Here is an 18867-nt window from a genome sequence, read left to right as displayed (position 1 = left end):
ATCAACAAGAACCTGGTCGGCTATAAGGCCGCCAAGATCAAAACAAGATCCCAGCCCAAACTGACAGAGCCGTCAGTTACCAGTCACTCTCCTGACGGGCGAACAGGTTTATAAAGGAAGGTATAAACCTGACAAAACTCCGACCACTCTGCCCGGCGCCCCACTCGCATGCGAATTCAGAAAAAAACCGCCCTGTTCGCCGCCCTTCTGATCACCCTGGCAGCGCTGGGCGTGTGGTACGCCGCCAAACCCGCCACGACCAAACTGACCACTTCCACCGCCATCCCCGTGCGAGTGGTCAGCGTCGCCGAAAAAGACGTGCCCCGCTACATCAGCGGCATCGGCTCGGTGCTGTCCTTGCACAGCGTGGTCGTGCGCCCACAGATCGACGGTATCCTCACCAAGCTGCTGGTAAAAGAAGGCCAACTGGTGAACAAAGGTGACCTGCTGGCCACCATCGACGACCGCTCGATCCGCGCCAGCCTCGATCAGGCCCGGGCGCAACTGGGCGAAAGTCAGGCGCAACTGCAAGTGGCGCAGGTCAACCTCAAACGCTACAAACTGCTGAGCGTCGACGACGGCGTGTCCAAGCAGACCTATGACCAGCAACAAGCCCTGGTCAACCAACTCAAAGCCACCGCCCAAGGCAATCAGGCGTCGATCGACGCCGCTCTGGTGCAGCTTTCTTACACGCAGATTCGCTCCCCGGTCACCGGTCGCGTCGGTATTCGCACGGTAGACGAAGGCAACTTCCTGCGCATGACCGACACCCAAGGCTTGTTCACGGTGACCCAGATCGACCCGATTGCCGTGGAGTTTTCCCTGCCGCAACACCTGTTGCCGACCCTGCAAGGCCTGATAAACGATCCACAGCACACGCCGGTCAAGGCTTACATTGGTGCCGACACCGATGGCGAAACCGGCAACCTGCTGGGCGAAGGTCATTTGACTCTGATCGACAACCAGATCAGCGCCAACACCGGGACCATCCGCGCCAAGGCCGAATTCGCCAACCCCGTACAGAAACTCTGGCCGGGCCTGCTGGTAACGGTAAAAATTCAGACAGCGCTGGATAAAAATGCGCTGGTGGTGCCGCCCACCGTCGTACAACGTGGCCTCGATCAACATTTCGTCTACCGGGTCAATGGCGACAAGGTCGAAGCCGTTCAGGTGCAGATGGTTTATCAAGGCAGCAGCCAGGACATCATCAAAGGCGTGAAACCGGGCGATGTGCTGGTCAGCGACGGCCAGTCGCGGCTCAAACCTGGCTCGACCGTGCAGGTAGTGACCGACCCACCGCAAGTGGTGCAATCGGAGCCGGAACCATGAAGGGACATGGCTCGGTTTCCGCGTGGTGCATCGATCATCCGGTGGCGACGGTCCTGCTGACCTTTGCCTTGGTGCTGCTCGGTGTCATCGCCTTTCCGCGACTGTCGATTGCGCCACTGCCGGAAGCAGAATTCCCGACCATCCAGGTGGCCGCGCAACTGCCCGGCGCCAACCCCGAAACCATGGCCTCCTCGGTGGCCACGCCGCTTGAAGTACAATTCAGCGCCATCCCCGGCGTGACCCAGATGACCTCGAGCAGCGCCCTGGGCTCGACCATCCTGACCCTGCAATTCACCCTCGACAAAAGCATCGACACCGCCGCGCAGGAAGTCCAGGCCGCGATCAACACCGCCGCCGGCAAACTGCCCAAAGACATGCCGAACCTGCCGAACTGGAGGAAGGTCAACCCGGCCGACAGCCCGGTGCTGATCCTCAGCATCAATTCGCCGCAAATGCCCGGCACCGAAGTCAGTGACCTGGTGGAAACCCTGCTCGCCCGTCAGATCAGCCAGATCGACGGCGTAGGCAATATCAACATCACCGGTCAGCAACGTCCGGCGATTCGCGTGCAGGCGTCGGCGGACAAACTCGCCGCCATCGGCCTGACCCTGGCGGACATTCGCCTGGCGATCCAGCAGACCAGCCTCAATCTGGCCAAGGGTGCGTTGTATGGCGAGTCGAGCATTTCGACCTTGTCCACCAACGACCAATTGTTCCACCCCCAGGAATACGGTCAGTTGATTGTTTCCTACAAGGACGGCGCACCAGTTCATCTCAAGGATGTAGCCAAAGTCGTCAACGGTTCGGAAGACGCCTACATACAGGCCTGGGCTGACGGTCAGCCGGGGGTGAACCTGGTGATTTTCCGGCAACCGGGGGCCAACATCGTCGAGACCGTGGACCGTATTCAAGCGGCCCTGCCGACGCTGGAGGCCATGCTGCCGGCCTCGGTGCAAGTCAAAGTGTTGATCGACCGCACCCAGACCATCCGCGCTTCGTTGCATGAAGTAGAAGTCACCCTGCTGATCGCGATCCTGCTGGTGGTGGCGGTGATGGCGCTGTTCCTGCGGCAGTTGTCGGCGACCCTGATCGTGGCGTCGGTGCTCGGTGTGTCGTTGATCGCCAGTTTTGCCCTGATGTACATCATGGGCTTCAGCCTGAACAACCTGACGCTGGTGGCGATCGTGGTGTCCGTCGGGTTTGTGGTGGACGATGCGATTGTGGTGGTGGAAAACATTCACCGTCACCTGGAGGCCGGCGACGGCATGCGTGAGGCGGCGATCAAGGGCGCCGGCGAGATCGGCTTTACCGTGGTTTCCATCAGTTTCTCGCTGGTGGCGGCCTTCATTCCGCTGCTGTTCATGGGGGGCGTGGTCGGGCGGCTGTTCAAGGAATTCGCCCTGACCGCCACCTCGACCATCATGATTTCCGTGGTGGTGTCGCTGACGCTGGCGCCGACGTTGGCCGCACTATTCATGCGTGCGCCGAAACACAGCCCATCCGGTTTCGGCGAGCGCTTGCTGGCGCTCTATGAAAAAGGCTTGCGCCGCGCCCTCGCCCATCAGAAGTTGATGATCGGTGTATTCGGTCTATCGCTGGGGCTGGCCATCGCCGGTTACATATTTATCCCTAAAGGCTTCTTCCCGGTACAAGACACCGGTTTCGTCCTCGGCACCACCGAAGCAGCGGCGGACATTTCCTACGGCGACATGGTGAAAAAACACTTGGCGATGGCCGAAATCGTCGCCGCCGACCCCGCCGTCGAGACGTTCTCACACTCGGTCGGCGTTTCGGGCAGCAACCAGACCATCGCCAACGGACGCTTCTGGATTTCGCTGAAAAAACGCGGCGACCGTGACGTATCCGCCAGCCAGTTCATCGACCGGATTCGCCCACAGCTGATGAAAGTCCCCGGCATCGTGTTGTACCTGCGCGCCGGGCAAGACATCAACCTCAGCTCCGGCCCAAGCCGTGCGCAGTACCAATACGTGCTCAAGAGCAACGACGGGCCACTCCTGAGCACCTGGACCCAGCGCCTGACCGAAAAACTGCGCGGCAACCCGGCGTTTCGCGACATTTCCAATGACCTGCAACTGGGCGGCAGCATCACCCACATCAGCATCGACCGCAGTGCAGCGGCGCGTTTCGGCCTGACCGCCAGCGATGTCGACGAAGCGCTGTACGACGCCTTCGGCCAGCGGCAGATCAACGAATTCCAGACCCAGACCAACCAGTACAACGTGATTCTGGAACTGGACACCAAACAGCGCGGCAAGGCCGAAAGCCTCAACTATTTCTACCTGCGCTCACCGTTGAGCGGGGAAATGGTGCCGCTGTCGGCCCTGGCGAAATTCGATGCGCCAACCATCGGCCCGTTGTCCATCGCTCACGACGGGATGTTCCCGGCGGCCAACCTGTCGTTCAACCTGGCGCCCGGCGTCGCGTTGGGCGATGCGGTGATCATGCTCAATCAGGCCAAGACCGACATCGGCATGCCGGTGGCCATCAGCGGTAATTTCCAGGGCGCGGCCCAGGCGTTCCAGAGTTCGCTGGCCAACCAGCCGTGGCTGATTCTGGCGGCGCTGGTGGCGGTGTACATCATTCTTGGCGTTCTGTACGAAAGCTTCGTGCACCCGCTGACGATCATCTCGACCCTGCCCTCGGCGGGACTCGGGGCGGTGATCATGCTGTGGATCTGTGGCCAGGATTTTTCGATCATGGTGCTGATCGGGCTGGTGCTGCTGATCGGCATCGTCAAGAAGAACGGCATTCTGATGATCGACTTCGCGCTAGACGCCCAACGTAACCGTGGTTTGCCTCCCGAAGAGGCGATCTATGAGGCGTGTATGACGCGGTTCCGGCCGATCATCATGACCACCCTCGCCGCCCTGCTTGGTGCCCTGCCGCTGATGCTCGGCTACGGCACCGGCGCCGAACTGCGCCAGCCATTGGGCATCGCGGTGGTCGGTGGCTTGCTGGTGAGCCAGGCGCTGACGTTGTTCACCACGCCGGTCATATACTTAATGCTTGAGCGGCTATTCCATCGACCTAAACCAGCCCCAGCACCGATGTCGGTGCAGGCGACCACAGACTGAGGCGGGGTCATGCGCGTTCTGATTATCGAAGACGAAGAAAAAACCGCGGACTATCTACACCGTGGTCTGACGGAACAGGGCTACACCGTGGACGTGGCTGGCGATGGCGTCGAAGGCCTGCATCTGGCGCTGGAAAGCGATTACGCAGTGATTGTCCTCGACGTCATGTTGCCTGGCCTCGACGGCTTCGGCGTACTGCGTGCGTTGCGAGCGCGCAAGCAAACGCCGGTGATCATGCTCACCGCCCGCGAGCGGGTGGAAGACCGCATCAAAGGCCTGCGCGATGGCGCTGACGATTACCTCGGCAAACCGTTTTCCTTCCTCGAACTGGTGGCGCGCCTGCAAGCGCTGACCCGTCGCAGCAGTGGCCACGAACCGGTGCAAGTGAGCATCGCCGACCTGTGGATAGATTTGATCAGCCGCAAGGCCACCCGCGCCGGCACACGCCTGGACCTGACCGCCAAGGAGTTTTCGCTGCTCAGCGTGCTGGCGCGGCGACAAGGGGAAATCCTCTCGAAAACCGCCATCGCCGAGATGGTCTGGGACATTAATTTCGACAGCGACGCCAACGTGGTCGAGGTCGCGATCAAACGTCTTCGGGCCAAGCTCGACGGGCCGTTCGAAGAGAAATTGCTGCACACGATTCGTGGCATGGGTTATGTGCTGGAGAGCCGTAGTGTCCAGTAATTCGATCGCGCTGCGCCTGAGCGGGATGTTTACGCTGGTGGCGCTGCTGGTGTTTCTGTTGATCGGCGGTGCGCTGTATCAACAAGTCGACAAGGGTCTGGGCCTGCTGCCCGAGGCCGAGCTGGATGCGCGTTACAGCGTGCTCGAATCGGCGCTCAACCGTTATGGCACGCCCGAGCATTGGGTGAAGATCAACGCCAAGCTCAAGCTGCTGAGCGAAGAAGACAAGCGCATCCGCTTTTGGGTGGTCAGCGGCAATCCCGGTTATGAATACGGCCAACCCGACGCGCCGATCCGCGCTTTCGCCCAAGGCCCGTTGGGCATGCGCGACATGGAGTTGCCCGACCATCCCTACCCGCTGAAAGTGCTGGTCACTGAGCTGCCGGCCAAGGACCAGCGCCCGCCGCTGCGCTTCATGATCGGCATCGATACCGAGACCTTTTACGAGACGCAGCACCACTTGCTGATCGCCCTGATCAGCCTGGCGATCGTGGGTGTATTACTGGCCTCGCTACTCGGTTACTGGGTAGCGCGGATCGGCCTCAAGCCGCTGATCAAGTTGTCGCAGGAAGCCCAGCGCCTGACGCCGCCGAGGCTGTCCGGCCGCCTGCAACTGTCGCCATTGCCACCGGAACTGAATCAGTTCGTCAGCTCGTTCAACGCCACACTGGAACGGGTCGAACAGGCTTATTCACGACTGGAGTCGTTCAACGCCGACGTCGCCCATGAACTGCGCTCGCCGCTGACCAATCTGATCGGCCAGACCCAGGTTGCGCTGACACGCGGGCGTTCGGCCGAACACTATTTCGAAGTCCTGCAATCGAACCTCGAAGAACTCGAACGGCTGCGCTCGATCATCAACGACATGCTGTTCCTCGCCAGCGCCGACCAGGGCAGCAAGGCCACTAAACTGACGTCCACCTCACTGGCCGACGAAGTGGCGACGACACTGGAGTATCTGGATTTCATTCTTGAGGATGCGCAGGTTCAGGTCGAGGTCAGTGGCGATGCGCAGGTAAAAATCGAGATCGCCCATCTGCGCCGGGCGTTGATCAACTTGCTGAGCAACGCGGTGCAGCACACCGAGCCCGGGCAAGTGATTGAGGTACGGATCGAAGTCGAAGAGCATCAGGTCAGCATCGGCGTCGCCAACCCGGGATCGCCGATTGCCAATGAGCACTTGCCGCGATTGTTCGAGCGCTTCTACCGGGTCGATGCGTCGCGCAGCAACAGTGGCAACAACCATGGCCTGGGGCTGGCAATCGTCAAGGCGATTGCGCTGATGCATGGTGGCGATGTGTTTGTGCGCAGTGATCATGGGATGAATACTTTCGGCATCCACCTCCCGGTCTGATCACACAGTCCCCTCACCACAGAAAGCCAAACCACCAATACCGGGCAATTGTCGACTACCCGCAGAATGTCTTCTAAGCTTCAATTAGCAAAGGGCCAGCATGTTTTGCTGGCCTTTTTTTTATCCGGCATTTATACAGGCGCTCTGAACGCGACCGGTTTCTGGGACTCTGCCCGATTCTTGTAAAAAACTTTCATAACTTATTTGCAGAAGTCAGAACCATGAGTGTGAGCAGTGCGAAATCCCGCCAACCGATCCGTGCAACCCGGTCGGAGCGGCTCCTGGTTTTCGGCAGTTTATTGTTGGTGATTGCGATACTGAGCATCGTGGCGTTCCTGCTGATCCGCGAACGCGCCCATGCCGAATTGTCCGCCGCTCGCGCCGCCAACAATATCGTGCAATTGATCGATGCCGACGTGCTGCGCAATGTCGAACTCTATGATGTGTCGCTGCTGGGTTTGATCGCCGCCTCCCAGCGAGAAGACCTCAAGAGCGTTTCTCCAGCCATTCGCCATCTGGCCTATTTCGACCGCGCCACTGCCGCGCCGTACAAGGGCAACATTTTGTTGCTCGACAACAAGGGCGACGTGGTCGCCGACTCGGCCTCGGTGGAACCCCGGCAAGGCAACTACGCCGACCGCGAATACTTCCAGTCTCACGTGAACAACCCGGACCCGGGCATGTTCATCAGCCCCCCCTTCAGAGCCCGGTCGCCCGAACAGGATTGGCGTATCAGTTTCAGCCGCCGGGTGAACGGCCCCCAGGGTGAATTCCTGGGCGTGGCCGAAGCCGCCATGCGGTTGAGTTACTTCGATCAGTTGTTCAACAGTTTGAGCATCGGTCGTGACAGTACGGTCAATCTGATCAGCAAGGACGGGACGCTTCTGGCTCAACAACCACGTCTGGCCGAAGAGCTGGTCGGCAAGAACTTCAGTAACCGCCCCAATTTCCAGCGCATCGTCAAGGAAGGCAACGGCAGCTTCACCAGCATGTCCGATCGATACCATGACAAGCGCTTGTACACCTTCTCCAAGGTCGGGAACTTGCCGTTGATTGTCATCGTTGCGCTATCGAGTGATGAAGTCTTTGCGGCCTGGAAGCGCACCGCAGTGGTGGTCAGCTTGGCGACCATTGCCCTGTGCGTGAGCCTGCTGTGGCTGACCTGGTTGCTCTGCCGGGAACTGCGTCGGCGCCAGAGTGCCGAGCTGGAGCTGGCACAACTGGCCGCTACCGACCCCTTAACCGGTCTGGCCAACCGCCGAAGCCTGGATCAGGCCCTGCGCCATGAATGGTTTCGCGCCCAACGTTCCGGTCTGCCATTGTCGGTGCTGATGATCGATGTCGATCACTTCAAGGCGTTCAACGACCGACATGGCCATCAGGGCGGCGACGATGCCTTGCGCTGGGTGGCCAAGGTAATCGGCACCCATGTTCGACGGCCGGCGGACCTGGTCGCCCGTTACGGTGGCGAGGAGTTTTCGGTGATCCTGGCTGAAACCGACAGCGCCGGCGCCCAACAGATTGCCGACAACGTCCGCGCAGCGGTGGAGCAGTTGCCGTTGGCGGAGGGTGGTATGTCGCCGATTACTGTCAGTATCGGTATCAGCACCTGGACGACGGCGTCCGATATCAGCCTGGAGCAATTGCTGTTTTCGGCGGACAAGGCGCTGTATCAGGCCAAGGAAAGTGGGCGCAATCGGGTGGTTGCAGCGGACTGATATCTACGGTGTGGCGGCCGGCCTCTTCGCGGGCAAGCCTCGCTCCTACAGGACAGCGGCGTATTTAACTTCCACACTCTGTAGGAGCGAGGCTTGCCCGCGAAGAGGCCATGACAGACACCACAAAACACACTTTCCCGCACCCATAAAAAAAGGCCACCCGAAGGTAGCCTTTAAAAAACTAGAGAGGTTTTTTGCTTACACGGCCGCAACAGGACGCATGTAAGAGATCGGTGCAGTGCTGGCGTCTTCGAAAGTCACGACTTCCCAAGCATCTGTCTGCTCAATCAACTTGCGCAGCAGCTGGTTGTTCAATGCATGTCCGGACTTGAAGCCCTTGAACTCACCAATCAGGCTATTGCCCAGCAGGTAGAGGTCACCAATTGCATCGAGGATCTTGTGCTTCACGAATTCGTCTTCATAGCGAAGGCCGTCTTCGTTCAGTACACCATCCGCGTCGACCACAATAGCGTTTTCAACGCTGCCGCCGAGTGCGAGGTTGTGCTTGCGCAGGTACTCGATATCACTCATGAAACCAAAGGTACGGGCGCGGCTGACTTCTTTTACGAACGAAGTGCTGGAAAAATCCACGCTTGCACTTTGTGTGCGGTCACGGAAAACCGGGTGATCGAAATCGATCTCGAAGCTCACTTTGAAACCTTCGAAAGGGACGAAAGTGGCGCGCTTGTCGCCGTCTTCCACTGTCACTTCCCGCAGGATCCGGATGAACTTCTTGGCGGCGTCCTGTTCTTCCAGGCCGGCCGATTGAATCAGGAATACGAAGGGTCCAGCGCTACCATCCATGATCGGGACTTCGGACGCGGAGAGCTCGACGTAGGCGTTATCGATGCCCAGGCCAGCCATGGCCGAGAGCAGGTGCTCCACCGTGTCCACCTTGACGTCACCGTTAACAAGCGTGGTCGACATAGTGGTTTCGCCAACGTTTTCCGCGCGGGCAGGAATCTGCACCACAGGGTCGAGGTCAGCACGACAAAACACAATGCCGGTGTCGACGGGCGCTGGCTTGAGGGTCAGGTAGACCTTCTCCCCGGAGTGCAGGCCGACACCTGTGGCACGGATAATATTCTTCAGGGTGCGTTGTTTTATCATGGCATGGGCCGCTTCAGCGCAAATTGCGAACTGGTATCAACAAAGGCTGGCGATGATAGCAGACCAGACCTTTGCTGAACACCAATCACCCTAATACCCCTGATACATTTCATCAATCGGCCTGACGACGCAGGAAAGCCGGGATGTCCAGGTAGTCCAGGTCATCTTGCGGGTTCATCTTCGCGGCAGTCGCAGCACCGGCCTGAGCCTGGTTGCGCATGACGGTCGGACGGTCCAGGTCACGGTAGTTCACCGCAGGCTGTTCCTGACGAACAGGGGCTTGTTGTTGTGGCTGGGAAGCCATCGAGGTGTGAACGGTATTGTCGATGACCTTCACAGGCTTCTCGATTTTAGCGCCTAAACCGGTGGCAACAACAGTCACGTGCAGCTCGTCGCGCATGTCCGGATCGATAACGGTACCGACTTTGACCATCGCGTGCTCGGAAGCGAAGGCTTCGATGATGCTACCCACGTCGGAGTACTCACCCAGGGACAGGTCAGGACCGGCAGTGATGTTCACCAGGATGCCGCGTGCGCCTTGCAGGTTCACGTCTTCGAGCAACGGGTTGCGAATGGCCGCTTCGGTGGCCTCACGTGCACGGTTCGGACCGCTGGCGCAGCCAGTGCCCATCATCGCCATGCCCATTTCGCTCATCACGGTACGCACGTCGGCAAAGTCGACGTTGATCATGCCCGGACGCTTGATGATGTCGGAGATACCGCGAACGGCACCGGCCAGTACATCGTCGGCCTTGGCGAAAGCCGACAGCAGGCTTGCGTCTTTACCGAGGATGGTCAGCAGCTTCTCGTTGGGAATGGTGATCAACGAGTCGACGCTTTCAGACAGCAGACGAATACCTTCGTCGGCGATCTGCATACGCTTGCGACCTTCGAACGGGAACGGACGGGTCACCACCGCAACGGTGAGGATCCCCATTTCCTTGGCCACTTCGGCAATGATCGGCGCAGCACCGGTACCGGTACCACCGCCCATGCCGGTGGTGATGAACACCATATTGGTGCCCTGCAGGACTTCGGCAATGCGCTCACGGTCTTCGAGAGCGGCCTGACGACCTACTTCAGGGTTGGCGCCGGCGCCCAGGCCTTTGGTCACGCCGGTGCCCAGTTGCAGGATGGTCCGCGCGCCGATGCTTTTCAGCGCTTGGGCATCAGTGTTGGCGCAGATGAATTCAACGCCTTCAATGTTGCTCTTGACCATGTGATTGACAGCGTTGCCGCCGCCACCGCCAACACCGATAACTTTAATTACCGGGCTTGCGGGGATGTTGTCTACGAGTTCGAACATTTTCCCTCTCCTTACATTCTCTAGTTTTTTCGCCTACTGCTGTTTGAAGCGGTGTTGCGGTAAAGCTTTAGAAATTGCCTTGTACCCAGCTCTTGAAGCGATCGAGCAAGGCGACTTTCGGTTCGTCATTGCTGTAGCTGTCGCGGCTGCCGATGCCCGAGAATGAAATCCCGTCGGACTGCTTCTGCAGGCCGTACATCAACAGGCCAACGCCGGTGGAATAAATCGGGTTGCGGACCACGTCGTCCAGGCCCTTGACGCCATGCGGCACGCCCAGGCGAACCGGCATGTGGAAGATCTCTTCGGCCAGTTCCACCGCGCCTTCCATCTTCGACGTACCGCCGGTCAGCACAATGCCGGCCGGGATCAGGTCTTCGTAGCCACTGCGACGCAGTTCGGCCTGGATCAAGGTGAACAGCTCGTCGTAACGCGGCTCGACCACTTCGGCCAGGGCCTGACGGGACAGCTCGCGCGGTGGACGGTCGCCGACGCTCGGCACCTTGATGGTTTCGCCGGCACCGGCCAGTTTGGCCAGGGCGCAGGCGTAGCGAATCTTGATTTCTTCGGCGTACTGGGTCGGGGTGCGCAGCGCCATGGCGATGTCGTTGGTCACCTGGTCGCCCGCAATCGGGATCACCGCGGTGTGACGGATCGCACCTTCGGTGAAGATCGCGATGTCAGTGGTGCCGCCGCCGATGTCCACCAGGCATACGCCCAACTCTTTCTCGTCGTCGGTCAGGACCGAGTAGGCCGAGGCCAACTGCTCGAGAATGATGTCGTCGATTTCCAGACCGCAGCGGCGCACGCATTTTTCAATGTTCTGTGCGGCGTTGACGGCGCAGGTGACCACGTGAACCTTGGCTTCCAGACGCACGCCGGACATACCCAGCGGCTCGCGAACGCCTTCCTGGTTATCGATCACGTAATCCTGCGGCAGGGTGTGCAGCACGCGCTGGTCGGCCGGGATCGCCACAGCCTGGGCAGCGTCGAGAACGCGCTCAAGGTCGGCGGAGCTGACTTCGCGATCACGAATCGCCACGATGCCGTGGGAGTTCAGGCTGCGGATGTGATTGCCGGCCACGCCGACAAACGCCGAGTGGATCCGGCAACCGGCCATCAGCTGCGCTTCTTCAATAGCGCGCTGGATCGACTGGACGGTGGACTCGATGTTCACCACTACGCCTTTTTTCAGGCCGCGGGACGGATGAGTACCGATCCCGACGATTTCGAGCGTGCCGTCGTCCGAGACCTCGCCGACCAGCGCCACCACCTTGGAGGTGCCGATATCGAGACCGACGATCATTTTGCCGCTTTGCACGTTTGCCATGGGTCCTGCCTCTTCTTAATTCTTCGCGACAGCGGGTTGGGCTGTCGTGGGCGCTACAGGTTCCCGCCAGCCAACAGCGAGGCCGTTGGCGTAGCGCAGATCGATGCGCGCAATGTTCGTAATCTGCTCTTTGAGCGTCTTGTCATAGATGGCAATGAAGCGGCGCATCTTTTCCACCAGCTTGCCGCGTCCCAGCAGCAGTTCGATTCCCGGGCCCGCGCTGCCTGCGCCGGTGGTCAGGAACCAACTGCCTCGTTCACGCAACTCCAGGCGTGCAATCGAGAAGCCCAATGGCCTGAGCATCTGGCTCAGCACCTGGTATTGCTGCATCACTTGCTGCTGAGCCCGCTGCGGGCCGAACAGCTGTGGCAGGTGTTCGTAGTTCGCCAGCTCGCGCGGGGTGAACGCCTGCCCCTGGTTGTTCAGCAGCGACTCATCGCCCCAACGGGCCACCGGCAGTTGTTCTTCCAGGCGAATCACCACCTGATCCGGCCACACCCTGCGCACTTCGGCGTGGGCAATCCATGGCATCTGTTCAAGCTCGGTACGCATGCTCGCCAGGTCGATGGTGAAGAAGCTCGACGCCACGTAGGGGGCGATCCGCTGCTGCACCGCTTGCTGGCTGATGTAACTCAAGTCGCCCTGCACCGCGATTTTGGTGATCGGCCGGTCGGCGTACGGCAGCAAACGCTGTGCGCCTTCATAAGTGCCGAACCCCAACGCAACCAGCAGCACGGGCCAGAACAGGCTTTTCAGAAAACCAAAGTTGGCTTTCGGCAGGCGCGCGGACATCGGCTCTTTGGCCACCATTCGGCTGGCACCCCGCGGCACCGGCTTGCGGCCGGGTGCGGAAGGCTGATGACGTAGCTGAGCGCCTTGCATGGTCTTAACCTCTTGTCGGCTCTTGGTTACCGGCAGTGTTGCCGGTAACGCTGGCGGCCAGAATCGCCAGAACCAGTTGCTGGAAATCCAGGCCGGCGGCACGGGCCGCCATCGGAACCAGACTGTGATCGGTCATGCCCGGTGCGGTATTGACTTCCAGGAACCAGAACTGCCCGTCGGCGTCCTGCATCACGTCTGCCCTGCCCCAACCGGCGATACCCAGCGCCTCACAGGCTTTGGCCGTGAGGTCCATGAGTTCTTTTTCTTTATTGCTGTCCAGGCCACACGGGATCCGGTACTGAGTATCGGAAGCCACGTACTTGGCGTCGTAGTCGTAGAAACTGTGGGTTGTGCCCAGGGCGATTGGAGGCAACACCTGGTCACGCAGGGTGGCGATGGTGAACTCCGGACCTTGAATCCATTGCTCGACCAACACTTGCGAATCGTAGGTACTGGCCGCTTTCCACGCGTCGATCAATTCAGACGCGGAAGTCACTTTGGCCATACCGATACTGGAACCTTCATGGGCCGGTTTGACGATCAAAGGGAAGCCCAGTTCCGCGGCCGCCGAAATACAATCGGCCTCAGAGCTCAGTACCGCATGGCGCGGCGTCGGAATACCAAGGCTGTGCCAGACCTGCTTGGTGCGCAGTTTGTCCATGGCCAGTGCCGAGGCCAGAATGCCACTGCCGGTGTACGGAATGCCCAGGCATTCGAGCAGACCCTGCATGCTGCCGTCTTCACCGCCACGACCGTGGAGGATGATGAAGGCGCGGTCGATTTTTTCGTTCAGCAGACGCTGCAGCAGGTCATCGCCCACATCCAGACCGAAGGCGTCCACACCGGCGCTTTGCAGTGCTTCGAGCACTGCGTTACCCGACTTCAGGGAGACCTCACGCTCGGCACTCTTGCCGCCGAACAGCACGGCGACACGGCCGAAGTCTTTCGGCGCGATGGTGGAGACGAGGTTGGCGTAAGCAGCAGTCATTTCAACTTCCCCACGCTTGGCGCGGCAACCGCGCCAGCGAACAACGGACTATTCAACAGTTTCGGTGCGAGACCGCCGATATCACCGGCGCCCTGGCACAACAGAATGTCGCCGGCACGCAGCAGCGGCTTGACGATCGGGGCGAGGTCGATGCCACGCTCGATGTAGATCGGGTCGAGCTGGCCACGCTGGCGAATGCTGTTGCACAGCTTGCGGCTATCAGCGCCCGGAATCGGCTCTTCGCCGGCCGGATAGACTTCCATCAGCAGCAGCACGTTGGCGTCGGCCAGCACATTGACGAAATCGTCGTACAGATCGCGGGTGCGGCTGTAACGGTGCGGCTGGTAAACCATCACCAGACGGCGCTCCGGCCAGCCACCGCGCACGGCTTTGATCACCGCAGCGACTTCGGTCGGGTGGTGACCGTAGTCATCCACCAGCATCACGTTGCCGCCTTCAACCGGCAGTTCGCCGTACACCTGGAAGCGACGACCGACACCCTGGAACCCGGACAGGCCCTGGACAATGGCTTCATCGCTTACGCCTTCGTCGGTGGCGATGCAAATGGTCGCCAGCGCGTTCAGCACGTTGTGGTTGCCCGGCATGTTCACCGACACATCCAGCGGTTCGCGATCAGGGCGCAGCACGGTAAAGAAGGTCTGCATGCCCTGCTGACGCACATTGATGGCACGCACGTCGGCGTCGTCGCCGAAACCGTAAGTAACGGTCGGACGTTTCACCTGCGGGAGGATTTCACGCACCACCGGATCATCCAGGCACACCACCGCCAGACCGTAAAACGGCAGGTTGTGCAGGAACTCGACGAAGGTTTTCTTCAGTTTGTTGAAGTCGCCGTCGTAGGTCGCCATGTGGTCGGCGTCGATGTTGGTGACCACGGCCACCAGCGGCTGCAAGTGCAGGAAGCTGGCATCGCTTTCGTCGGCTTCGGCGATCAGGTAGCGGCTGGTGCCGAGCTGGGCATTGGTGCCCGCGGCATTCAGGCGACCACCGATCACGAACGTCGGGTCCAGGCCACCGGCGGCGAACACCGAAGCGATCAGGCTGGTGGTGGTGGTTTTGCCGTGGGTACCGGCGACGGCGATGCCGTGGCGGTAACGCATCAGTTCGGCCAGCATCTCGGCACGCGGCACCACCGGAATCCGGCGCTCCAGGGCGGTGGCCACTTCCGGGTTGGAAGTGTTCACGGCGCTGGAGGTGACCAGCACATCGGCGTTCGCGGCGTTCTCGGCACGGTGGCCGATATAGATGTGGGCACCGAAGGATTCCAGGCGCTCGGTCACCGGCGATGCTTTCAGGTCGGAACCGGACACTTCATAGCCCAGGTTCAGCAACACTTCGGCAATGCCGCACATGCCCACACCGCCGATACCGACGAAGTGGATGCGACGGATGCGGCGCATTTCCGGGTGCGGCATGGCTTTCTTGTTCTCAACCATGGGCCACCTCCAGGCAGGTATCGACCACGTTACGGGTGGCATCGGGTTTGGCCAGGCGGCGTGCCGCGGTGGCCATGTCGTTGAGTCGTTGCGGTTGCATCAAGACCTCTGTCAGGCGAGCGGCAAGATCCGCTGCGCCAGTCGTTCTTTGCGGCATCAGGAAGGCAGCGCCTTCACGGGCCAAATAATCGGCGTTGCGGGTCTGGTGATCGTCGATCGCGTGGGGCAAAGGCACCAGCATCGAGGGCAGACCGGCAGCCGCCAGTTCACTGATGGTCAGCGCGCCTGCGCGGCACACCACCAGGTCGGCCCAGCCATAGGCTTGGGCCATGTCTTTGATGAAAGGCTGCACTTGCGCCTCGACGCCAGCTGCGCGATAGCGCTCTGCAGTCACTTCATCGTGGTTTTTGCCGGCCTGATGAAACACGTCCGGACGCAGGTCGGGGGCGACTTGCGACAGGGCTTCAGGCAGCAACTTGTTCAACGGCTCTGCGCCCAGGCTTCCGCCCAGGATCAGCAAACGCGCCTTGCGACCGGCCAGGGCAGGTCGCGGTGTTTCGAGGAACAGCTCGGTGCGCACCGGGTTACCGGTGGTTCGACGGCTGTTCGACAGGGTAAAGGTGTCGGGAAAGGCTTCACAGACTCGGGCGGCCAACGGCACCAGCAACCGATTGGCGGTACCGGCCACGGCGTTCTGTTCGTGAACGATCACCGGTACGCCAGCCAATTTGGCTGCAACGCCGCCGGGCCCGGTCACATAACCCCCGAAGCCGACCACACACACCGGCCGCAGCTGACGAATGATCGCCCGCGCCTGCCAGATCGACTTGAGCAACATGAACGGTGCCTTGAGCAGGGACAATTTGCCCTTGCCGCGCAAACCGCTGGCGTTGATCCGATGCAATTGAAGACCGGCCGCCGGCACCAGATCGTTTTCGATCCCGCGCGGCGTGCCCAACCAGTGCACGGTGTAACCGCGGGCCTGGAACTCGCGAGCACACGCCAGCGCCGGGAACACGTGGCCCCCGGTGCCGCCAGCCATGATCAATACGTTAGCGCCCATGGTTCGGCTCCTCGGCGAAGTCGCTCTCATGGAATTCCATCTCTTCACTGCCCAAGTGGGTTCGACTCTCCCACTCGATGCGCAGCAACAAGCCAAGACAGGCACAGCAGATCACCAACGAACTGCCGCCATAACTGAGGAATGGCAGGGTCAGCCCCTTGGTTGGCAGCAGGCCGACGTTCACCCCGATGTTGATCAGGAACTGACCAATCCACAGGAACGACAGGCCGTATGCGATGTAGGCGGCAAAAAATTGCTTGGCCTTCTCGGCCCAATAACCGATGTACATGCCACGAATACAGACAAAGACGAACAGCGCTACCGTACACAAAGAACCCACGGCACCCAGCTCTTCGGCCAGGACCGAGAACACGAAGTCAGTGTGGGCTTCCGGCAGGTAGAACTGTTTCTGCACGCTGTTGCCCAGGCCAACGCCCAGCCATTCGCCGCGACCGAAAGCGATCAACGCTTGAGACAACTGATAGCCAGCACCGAACTGGTCGGCCCACGGGTCCGCAAAGTTGGTCAGACGCGCCATTCGATACGGCTGCATTTGAATCAACAACACCACCGCACCGACAGCCAGGACCACCATCAAGGAAAAACGGAACAGCCCGACCCCGCCAAGGAACAGCATCGCCGCAGCCGCCCCCATCATCACGACGGTGGCACCGAAGTCCGGCTCCATCAGCAACAGACCCGCCATCGGCAACAGAACGATGAACGGCTTGAAGAAGCCCATCCAGCTTTCACGCACTTCTTTCTGGCGACGCACCAGATAACCGGCGAGGTAGATCACCACGAATACCTTGGCGATCTCGGAAGGCTGGACGTTGAAGAAACTGAAGCCGATCCAGCGCATCGAACCGTTCACTTCACGCCCGATCCCCGGGATGATCACCATCACCAGCAAACCGAACGCACCAATCAGCATCAGCCAGCCCAGGCGTTGCCAGGTCGCGATCGGAATCATCATGGTGACGATGCAGGCACCAAGGCCCAGCACCACGTAGATAAGGTGGCGAATCATGTAATAGAAGGCACTGCCCGACTGCACTGCCGCCACTTCGGTCGAGGCTGACGCAATCATGACCAGCCCCAGGCCGAGCAGCGCCAGGCAGCCGGCGAGCATCGGGAAATCGAGGTCGATGCCGCGCCCGGTGATGATCGGCGACGGGTACGGCTTGATGATATTCAGGAGGCTCATGCCAAGTCCTCCACGGCGCGGACAAACTGGTGACCGCGATCTTCGTAGTTCTTGAACATGTCGAAACTGGCGCAGGCTGGGGACAACAACACCGCGTCGCCCTTTTCGGCGATGGCGCGGCATTGCGCGACCGCTTCGATCAGCGAGCCGACGCGAACCAGCGGTACGCCATCGCCGATGGCCTCGCCGATCTTGTCGGAATCACGGCCCATCAAAATGACGGCGCGGCAGTTGGCCGCCACCGGATCACGCAAATCCTTGAATTCGGCACCCTTGCCATCGCCACCGGCGATCAGCACAAGCTTGCCGTCGATGTCCGCGCCCAGGCCTTCGATGGCGGCCAGTGCGGCACCGACGTTGGTGGCTTTGGAATCGTTGTAATAGCCCACACCATCGAGGTCGCGCACCCATTGGCAGCGATGCTCGAGCCCGGCGAAATTGCGCAGAGCCGAAAGCATGGCGTCGAACGGCAGGCCGACGGCGTGGCCCAGCGCCAATGCCGCGAGGGCGTTGGACTGGTTATGCGCGCCACGAACTTTCAACTCGCGCACCGGCATCAGGTTCTGGAATTCGAAGGCCAGGTATTTCTCGCCGTCCTCTTCCCGGATCCCGAAGGCCTTGAAGTCGGGCTTGTTCAGACCGAAGGTCCAGCAGGGTTGGCCTTCACCCATCAGCGGACGGCTCAAGGCGTCCTGACGGTTGACCACAAACTGCCGGGCGCCCCGGAAGATCCGGTGCTTGGCCAGGTGATAGGCCGGCAGACCGCTGTAGCGATCCATGTGGTCTTCGCTGATGTTGAGCACGGTCGCCACTTCGGCGTTGAGTTGATCGGTGGTTTCGAGCTGGAAACTCGACAACTCCATCACGTACAACTCGATGTCGTCGCTAAGCAAATCCAGCGCCGGCGTACCGAGATTGCCGCCGACGGCAACACGCTTGCCAGCCGCAGCCGCCATCTCGCCGACCAGGGTGGTGACGGTGCTTTTGGCGTTGGAACCGCTGATGGCGACAATCGGCGCCTTCGCGTTACGCGCGAACAGCTCGATGTCGCCGGACAACTTCACGCCACGGGCGGCGGCAGCCTGCAGGGCCGGGGTCGCCAGCGCCAGGCCGGGGCTCACGTAGAGCTCGTCGGCACGGCACAGGAATTCGACGTCCAGCTCGCCACAACGCACTTCCACGTGCGGATAGTCACGCTTGAGCGTGGCCAGTTCCGGTGGATTTTCCCGCGTATCGGCGACAGCAAACGACACGCCCCGGTTCGCCAGGAAGCGAACCAGGGACATGCCGCTCTTGCCGAGGCCGACAACGATGCGGAAGTGGTCAGAAGCGATCAGAGACACT

The 18867-nt window shown here is 60.5% G+C and carries 14 protein-coding genes; 5 read left to right on the top strand and 9 right to left on the bottom strand.

Translation table 11 applies throughout. The features are described from left to right. Positions 1-168: 168 nt before the first annotated feature. From PMI30_RS28780 to PMI30_RS28800, 5 genes are all read left to right on the top strand, one after another. Positions 169-1329 carry an efflux RND transporter periplasmic adaptor subunit gene (locus PMI30_RS28780; protein WP_008005033.1) on the top strand — a complete coding sequence of 387 codons (1161 nt, stop codon included), beginning with the start codon at positions 169-171 and terminating at the stop codon, positions 1327-1329. Next, positions 1326-4424, top strand: a complete 3099-nt coding sequence (locus PMI30_RS28785; RefSeq protein WP_008005031.1) for a multidrug efflux RND transporter permease subunit — start codon at positions 1326-1328, stop codon at positions 4422-4424. The genes PMI30_RS28780 and PMI30_RS28785 overlap by 4 nt, the downstream gene beginning before the upstream one ends. A 9-nt stretch (positions 4425-4433) precedes the next feature. Further along, positions 4434-5111 (top strand): heavy metal response regulator transcription factor, encoded by a 678-nt coding sequence (locus tag PMI30_RS28790; protein WP_008005029.1) that lies wholly within the window; start codon positions 4434-4436, stop codon positions 5109-5111. Further along, positions 5101-6465, top strand: coding sequence for a heavy metal sensor histidine kinase (locus PMI30_RS28795; RefSeq protein ID WP_008005026.1), 1365 nt, complete (start codon positions 5101-5103; stop codon positions 6463-6465). The genes PMI30_RS28790 and PMI30_RS28795 overlap by 11 nt, the downstream gene beginning before the upstream one ends. Before the next feature lie 221 nt (positions 6466-6686). After that, entirely contained in the window at positions 6687-8183 is a 1497-nt protein-coding gene (locus PMI30_RS28800) for a sensor domain-containing diguanylate cyclase (protein ID WP_008005024.1), read from the top strand. Positions 8184-8381: 198 nt separating this feature from the next. Here PMI30_RS28800 and lpxC read toward each other — a convergent pair whose 3' ends face one another. From lpxC to murD, 9 genes are all read right to left on the bottom strand, one after another. Beyond that, a complete protein-coding gene (gene lpxC / locus PMI30_RS28805; RefSeq protein ID WP_007939852.1) occupies positions 8382-9293 on the bottom strand; it encodes a UDP-3-O-acyl-N-acetylglucosamine deacetylase in 912 nt (303 codons plus the stop codon). 112 nt (positions 9294-9405) lie between these two features. Then, positions 9406-10599, bottom strand: a complete 1194-nt coding sequence (gene ftsZ / locus PMI30_RS28810; protein ID WP_007904318.1) for a cell division protein FtsZ — start codon at positions 10597-10599, stop codon at positions 9406-9408. 67 nt (positions 10600-10666) lie between these two features. Next, positions 10667-11926 (bottom strand): cell division protein FtsA, encoded by a 1260-nt coding sequence (gene ftsA / locus PMI30_RS28815; RefSeq protein ID WP_007904319.1) that lies wholly within the window; start codon positions 11924-11926, stop codon positions 10667-10669. A 15-nt stretch (positions 11927-11941) separates the two neighbouring features. Then, complete coding sequence (locus tag PMI30_RS28820; RefSeq protein WP_008005022.1) at positions 11942-12808, bottom strand: cell division protein FtsQ/DivIB; 867 nt, start codon at positions 12806-12808, stop codon at positions 11942-11944. A gap of 4 nt (positions 12809-12812) precedes the next feature. Continuing rightward, entirely contained in the window at positions 12813-13796 is a 984-nt protein-coding gene (locus tag PMI30_RS28825) for a D-alanine--D-alanine ligase (protein ID WP_008005020.1), read from the bottom strand. Then, complete coding sequence (murC, locus tag PMI30_RS28830; protein WP_008005018.1) at positions 13793-15253, bottom strand: UDP-N-acetylmuramate--L-alanine ligase; 1461 nt, start codon at positions 15251-15253, stop codon at positions 13793-13795. Before murC ends, PMI30_RS28825 begins: the two co-directional genes overlap by 4 nt. Beyond that, positions 15246-16316, bottom strand: coding sequence for an undecaprenyldiphospho-muramoylpentapeptide beta-N-acetylglucosaminyltransferase (gene murG, locus PMI30_RS28835; protein WP_007904335.1), 1071 nt, complete (start codon positions 16314-16316; stop codon positions 15246-15248). Before murG ends, murC begins: the two co-directional genes overlap by 8 nt. Then, positions 16306-17523 (bottom strand): putative lipid II flippase FtsW, encoded by a 1218-nt coding sequence (ftsW, locus tag PMI30_RS28840; RefSeq protein ID WP_008005016.1) that lies wholly within the window; start codon positions 17521-17523, stop codon positions 16306-16308. Before ftsW ends, murG begins: the two co-directional genes overlap by 11 nt. Next, positions 17520-18866 carry a UDP-N-acetylmuramoyl-L-alanine--D-glutamate ligase gene (gene murD, locus PMI30_RS28845; protein WP_008005014.1) on the bottom strand — a complete coding sequence of 449 codons (1347 nt, stop codon included), beginning with the start codon at positions 18864-18866 and terminating at the stop codon, positions 17520-17522. The genes ftsW and murD overlap by 4 nt, the downstream gene beginning before the upstream one ends. Between the last annotated feature and the right edge of the window lies 1 nt (position 18867).

The sequence above is a fragment of the Pseudomonas sp. GM50 genome, from assembly GCF_000282375.1.
In the GTDB taxonomy this organism is placed as follows: Bacteria; Pseudomonadota; Gammaproteobacteria; order Pseudomonadales; family Pseudomonadaceae; genus Aquipseudomonas.
The sequence above is the reverse complement of the archived record's forward strand: the minus strand, read 5'-3'. Positions and strand labels throughout refer to the sequence as shown.

Coding starts and splice junctions, on each gene's coding strand:
- PMI30_RS28780 (WP_008005033.1), top strand. CDS start 169: ATGCGAATTCAGAAAAAAACCGCCCTGTTCGCCGCCCTTCTGATCACC.
- PMI30_RS28785 (WP_008005031.1), top strand. CDS start 1,326: ATGAAGGGACATGGCTCGGTTTCCGCGTGGTGCATCGATCATCCGGTG.
- PMI30_RS28790 (WP_008005029.1), top strand. CDS start 4,434: ATGCGCGTTCTGATTATCGAAGACGAAGAAAAAACCGCGGACTATCTA.
- PMI30_RS28800 (WP_008005024.1), top strand. CDS start 6,687: ATGAGTGTGAGCAGTGCGAAATCCCGCCAACCGATCCGTGCAACCCGG.
- lpxC (WP_007939852.1), bottom strand. CDS start 9,293: ATGATAAAACAACGCACCCTGAAGAATATTATCCGTGCCACAGGTGTC.
- ftsZ (WP_007904318.1), bottom strand. CDS start 10,599: ATGTTCGAACTCGTAGACAACATCCCCGCAAGCCCGGTAATTAAAGTT.
- ftsA (WP_007904319.1), bottom strand. CDS start 11,926: ATGGCAAACGTGCAAAGCGGCAAAATGATCGTCGGTCTCGATATCGGC.
- PMI30_RS28820 (WP_008005022.1), bottom strand. CDS start 12,808: ATGCAAGGCGCTCAGCTACGTCATCAGCCTTCCGCACCCGGCCGCAAG.
- PMI30_RS28825 (WP_008005020.1), bottom strand. CDS start 13,796: ATGACTGCTGCTTACGCCAACCTCGTCTCCACCATCGCGCCGAAAGAC.
- murC (WP_008005018.1), bottom strand. CDS start 15,253: ATGGTTGAGAACAAGAAAGCCATGCCGCACCCGGAAATGCGCCGCATC.
- murG (WP_007904335.1), bottom strand. CDS start 16,316: ATGGGCGCTAACGTATTGATCATGGCTGGCGGCACCGGGGGCCACGTG.
- ftsW (WP_008005016.1), bottom strand. CDS start 17,523: ATGAGCCTCCTGAATATCATCAAGCCGTACCCGTCGCCGATCATCACC.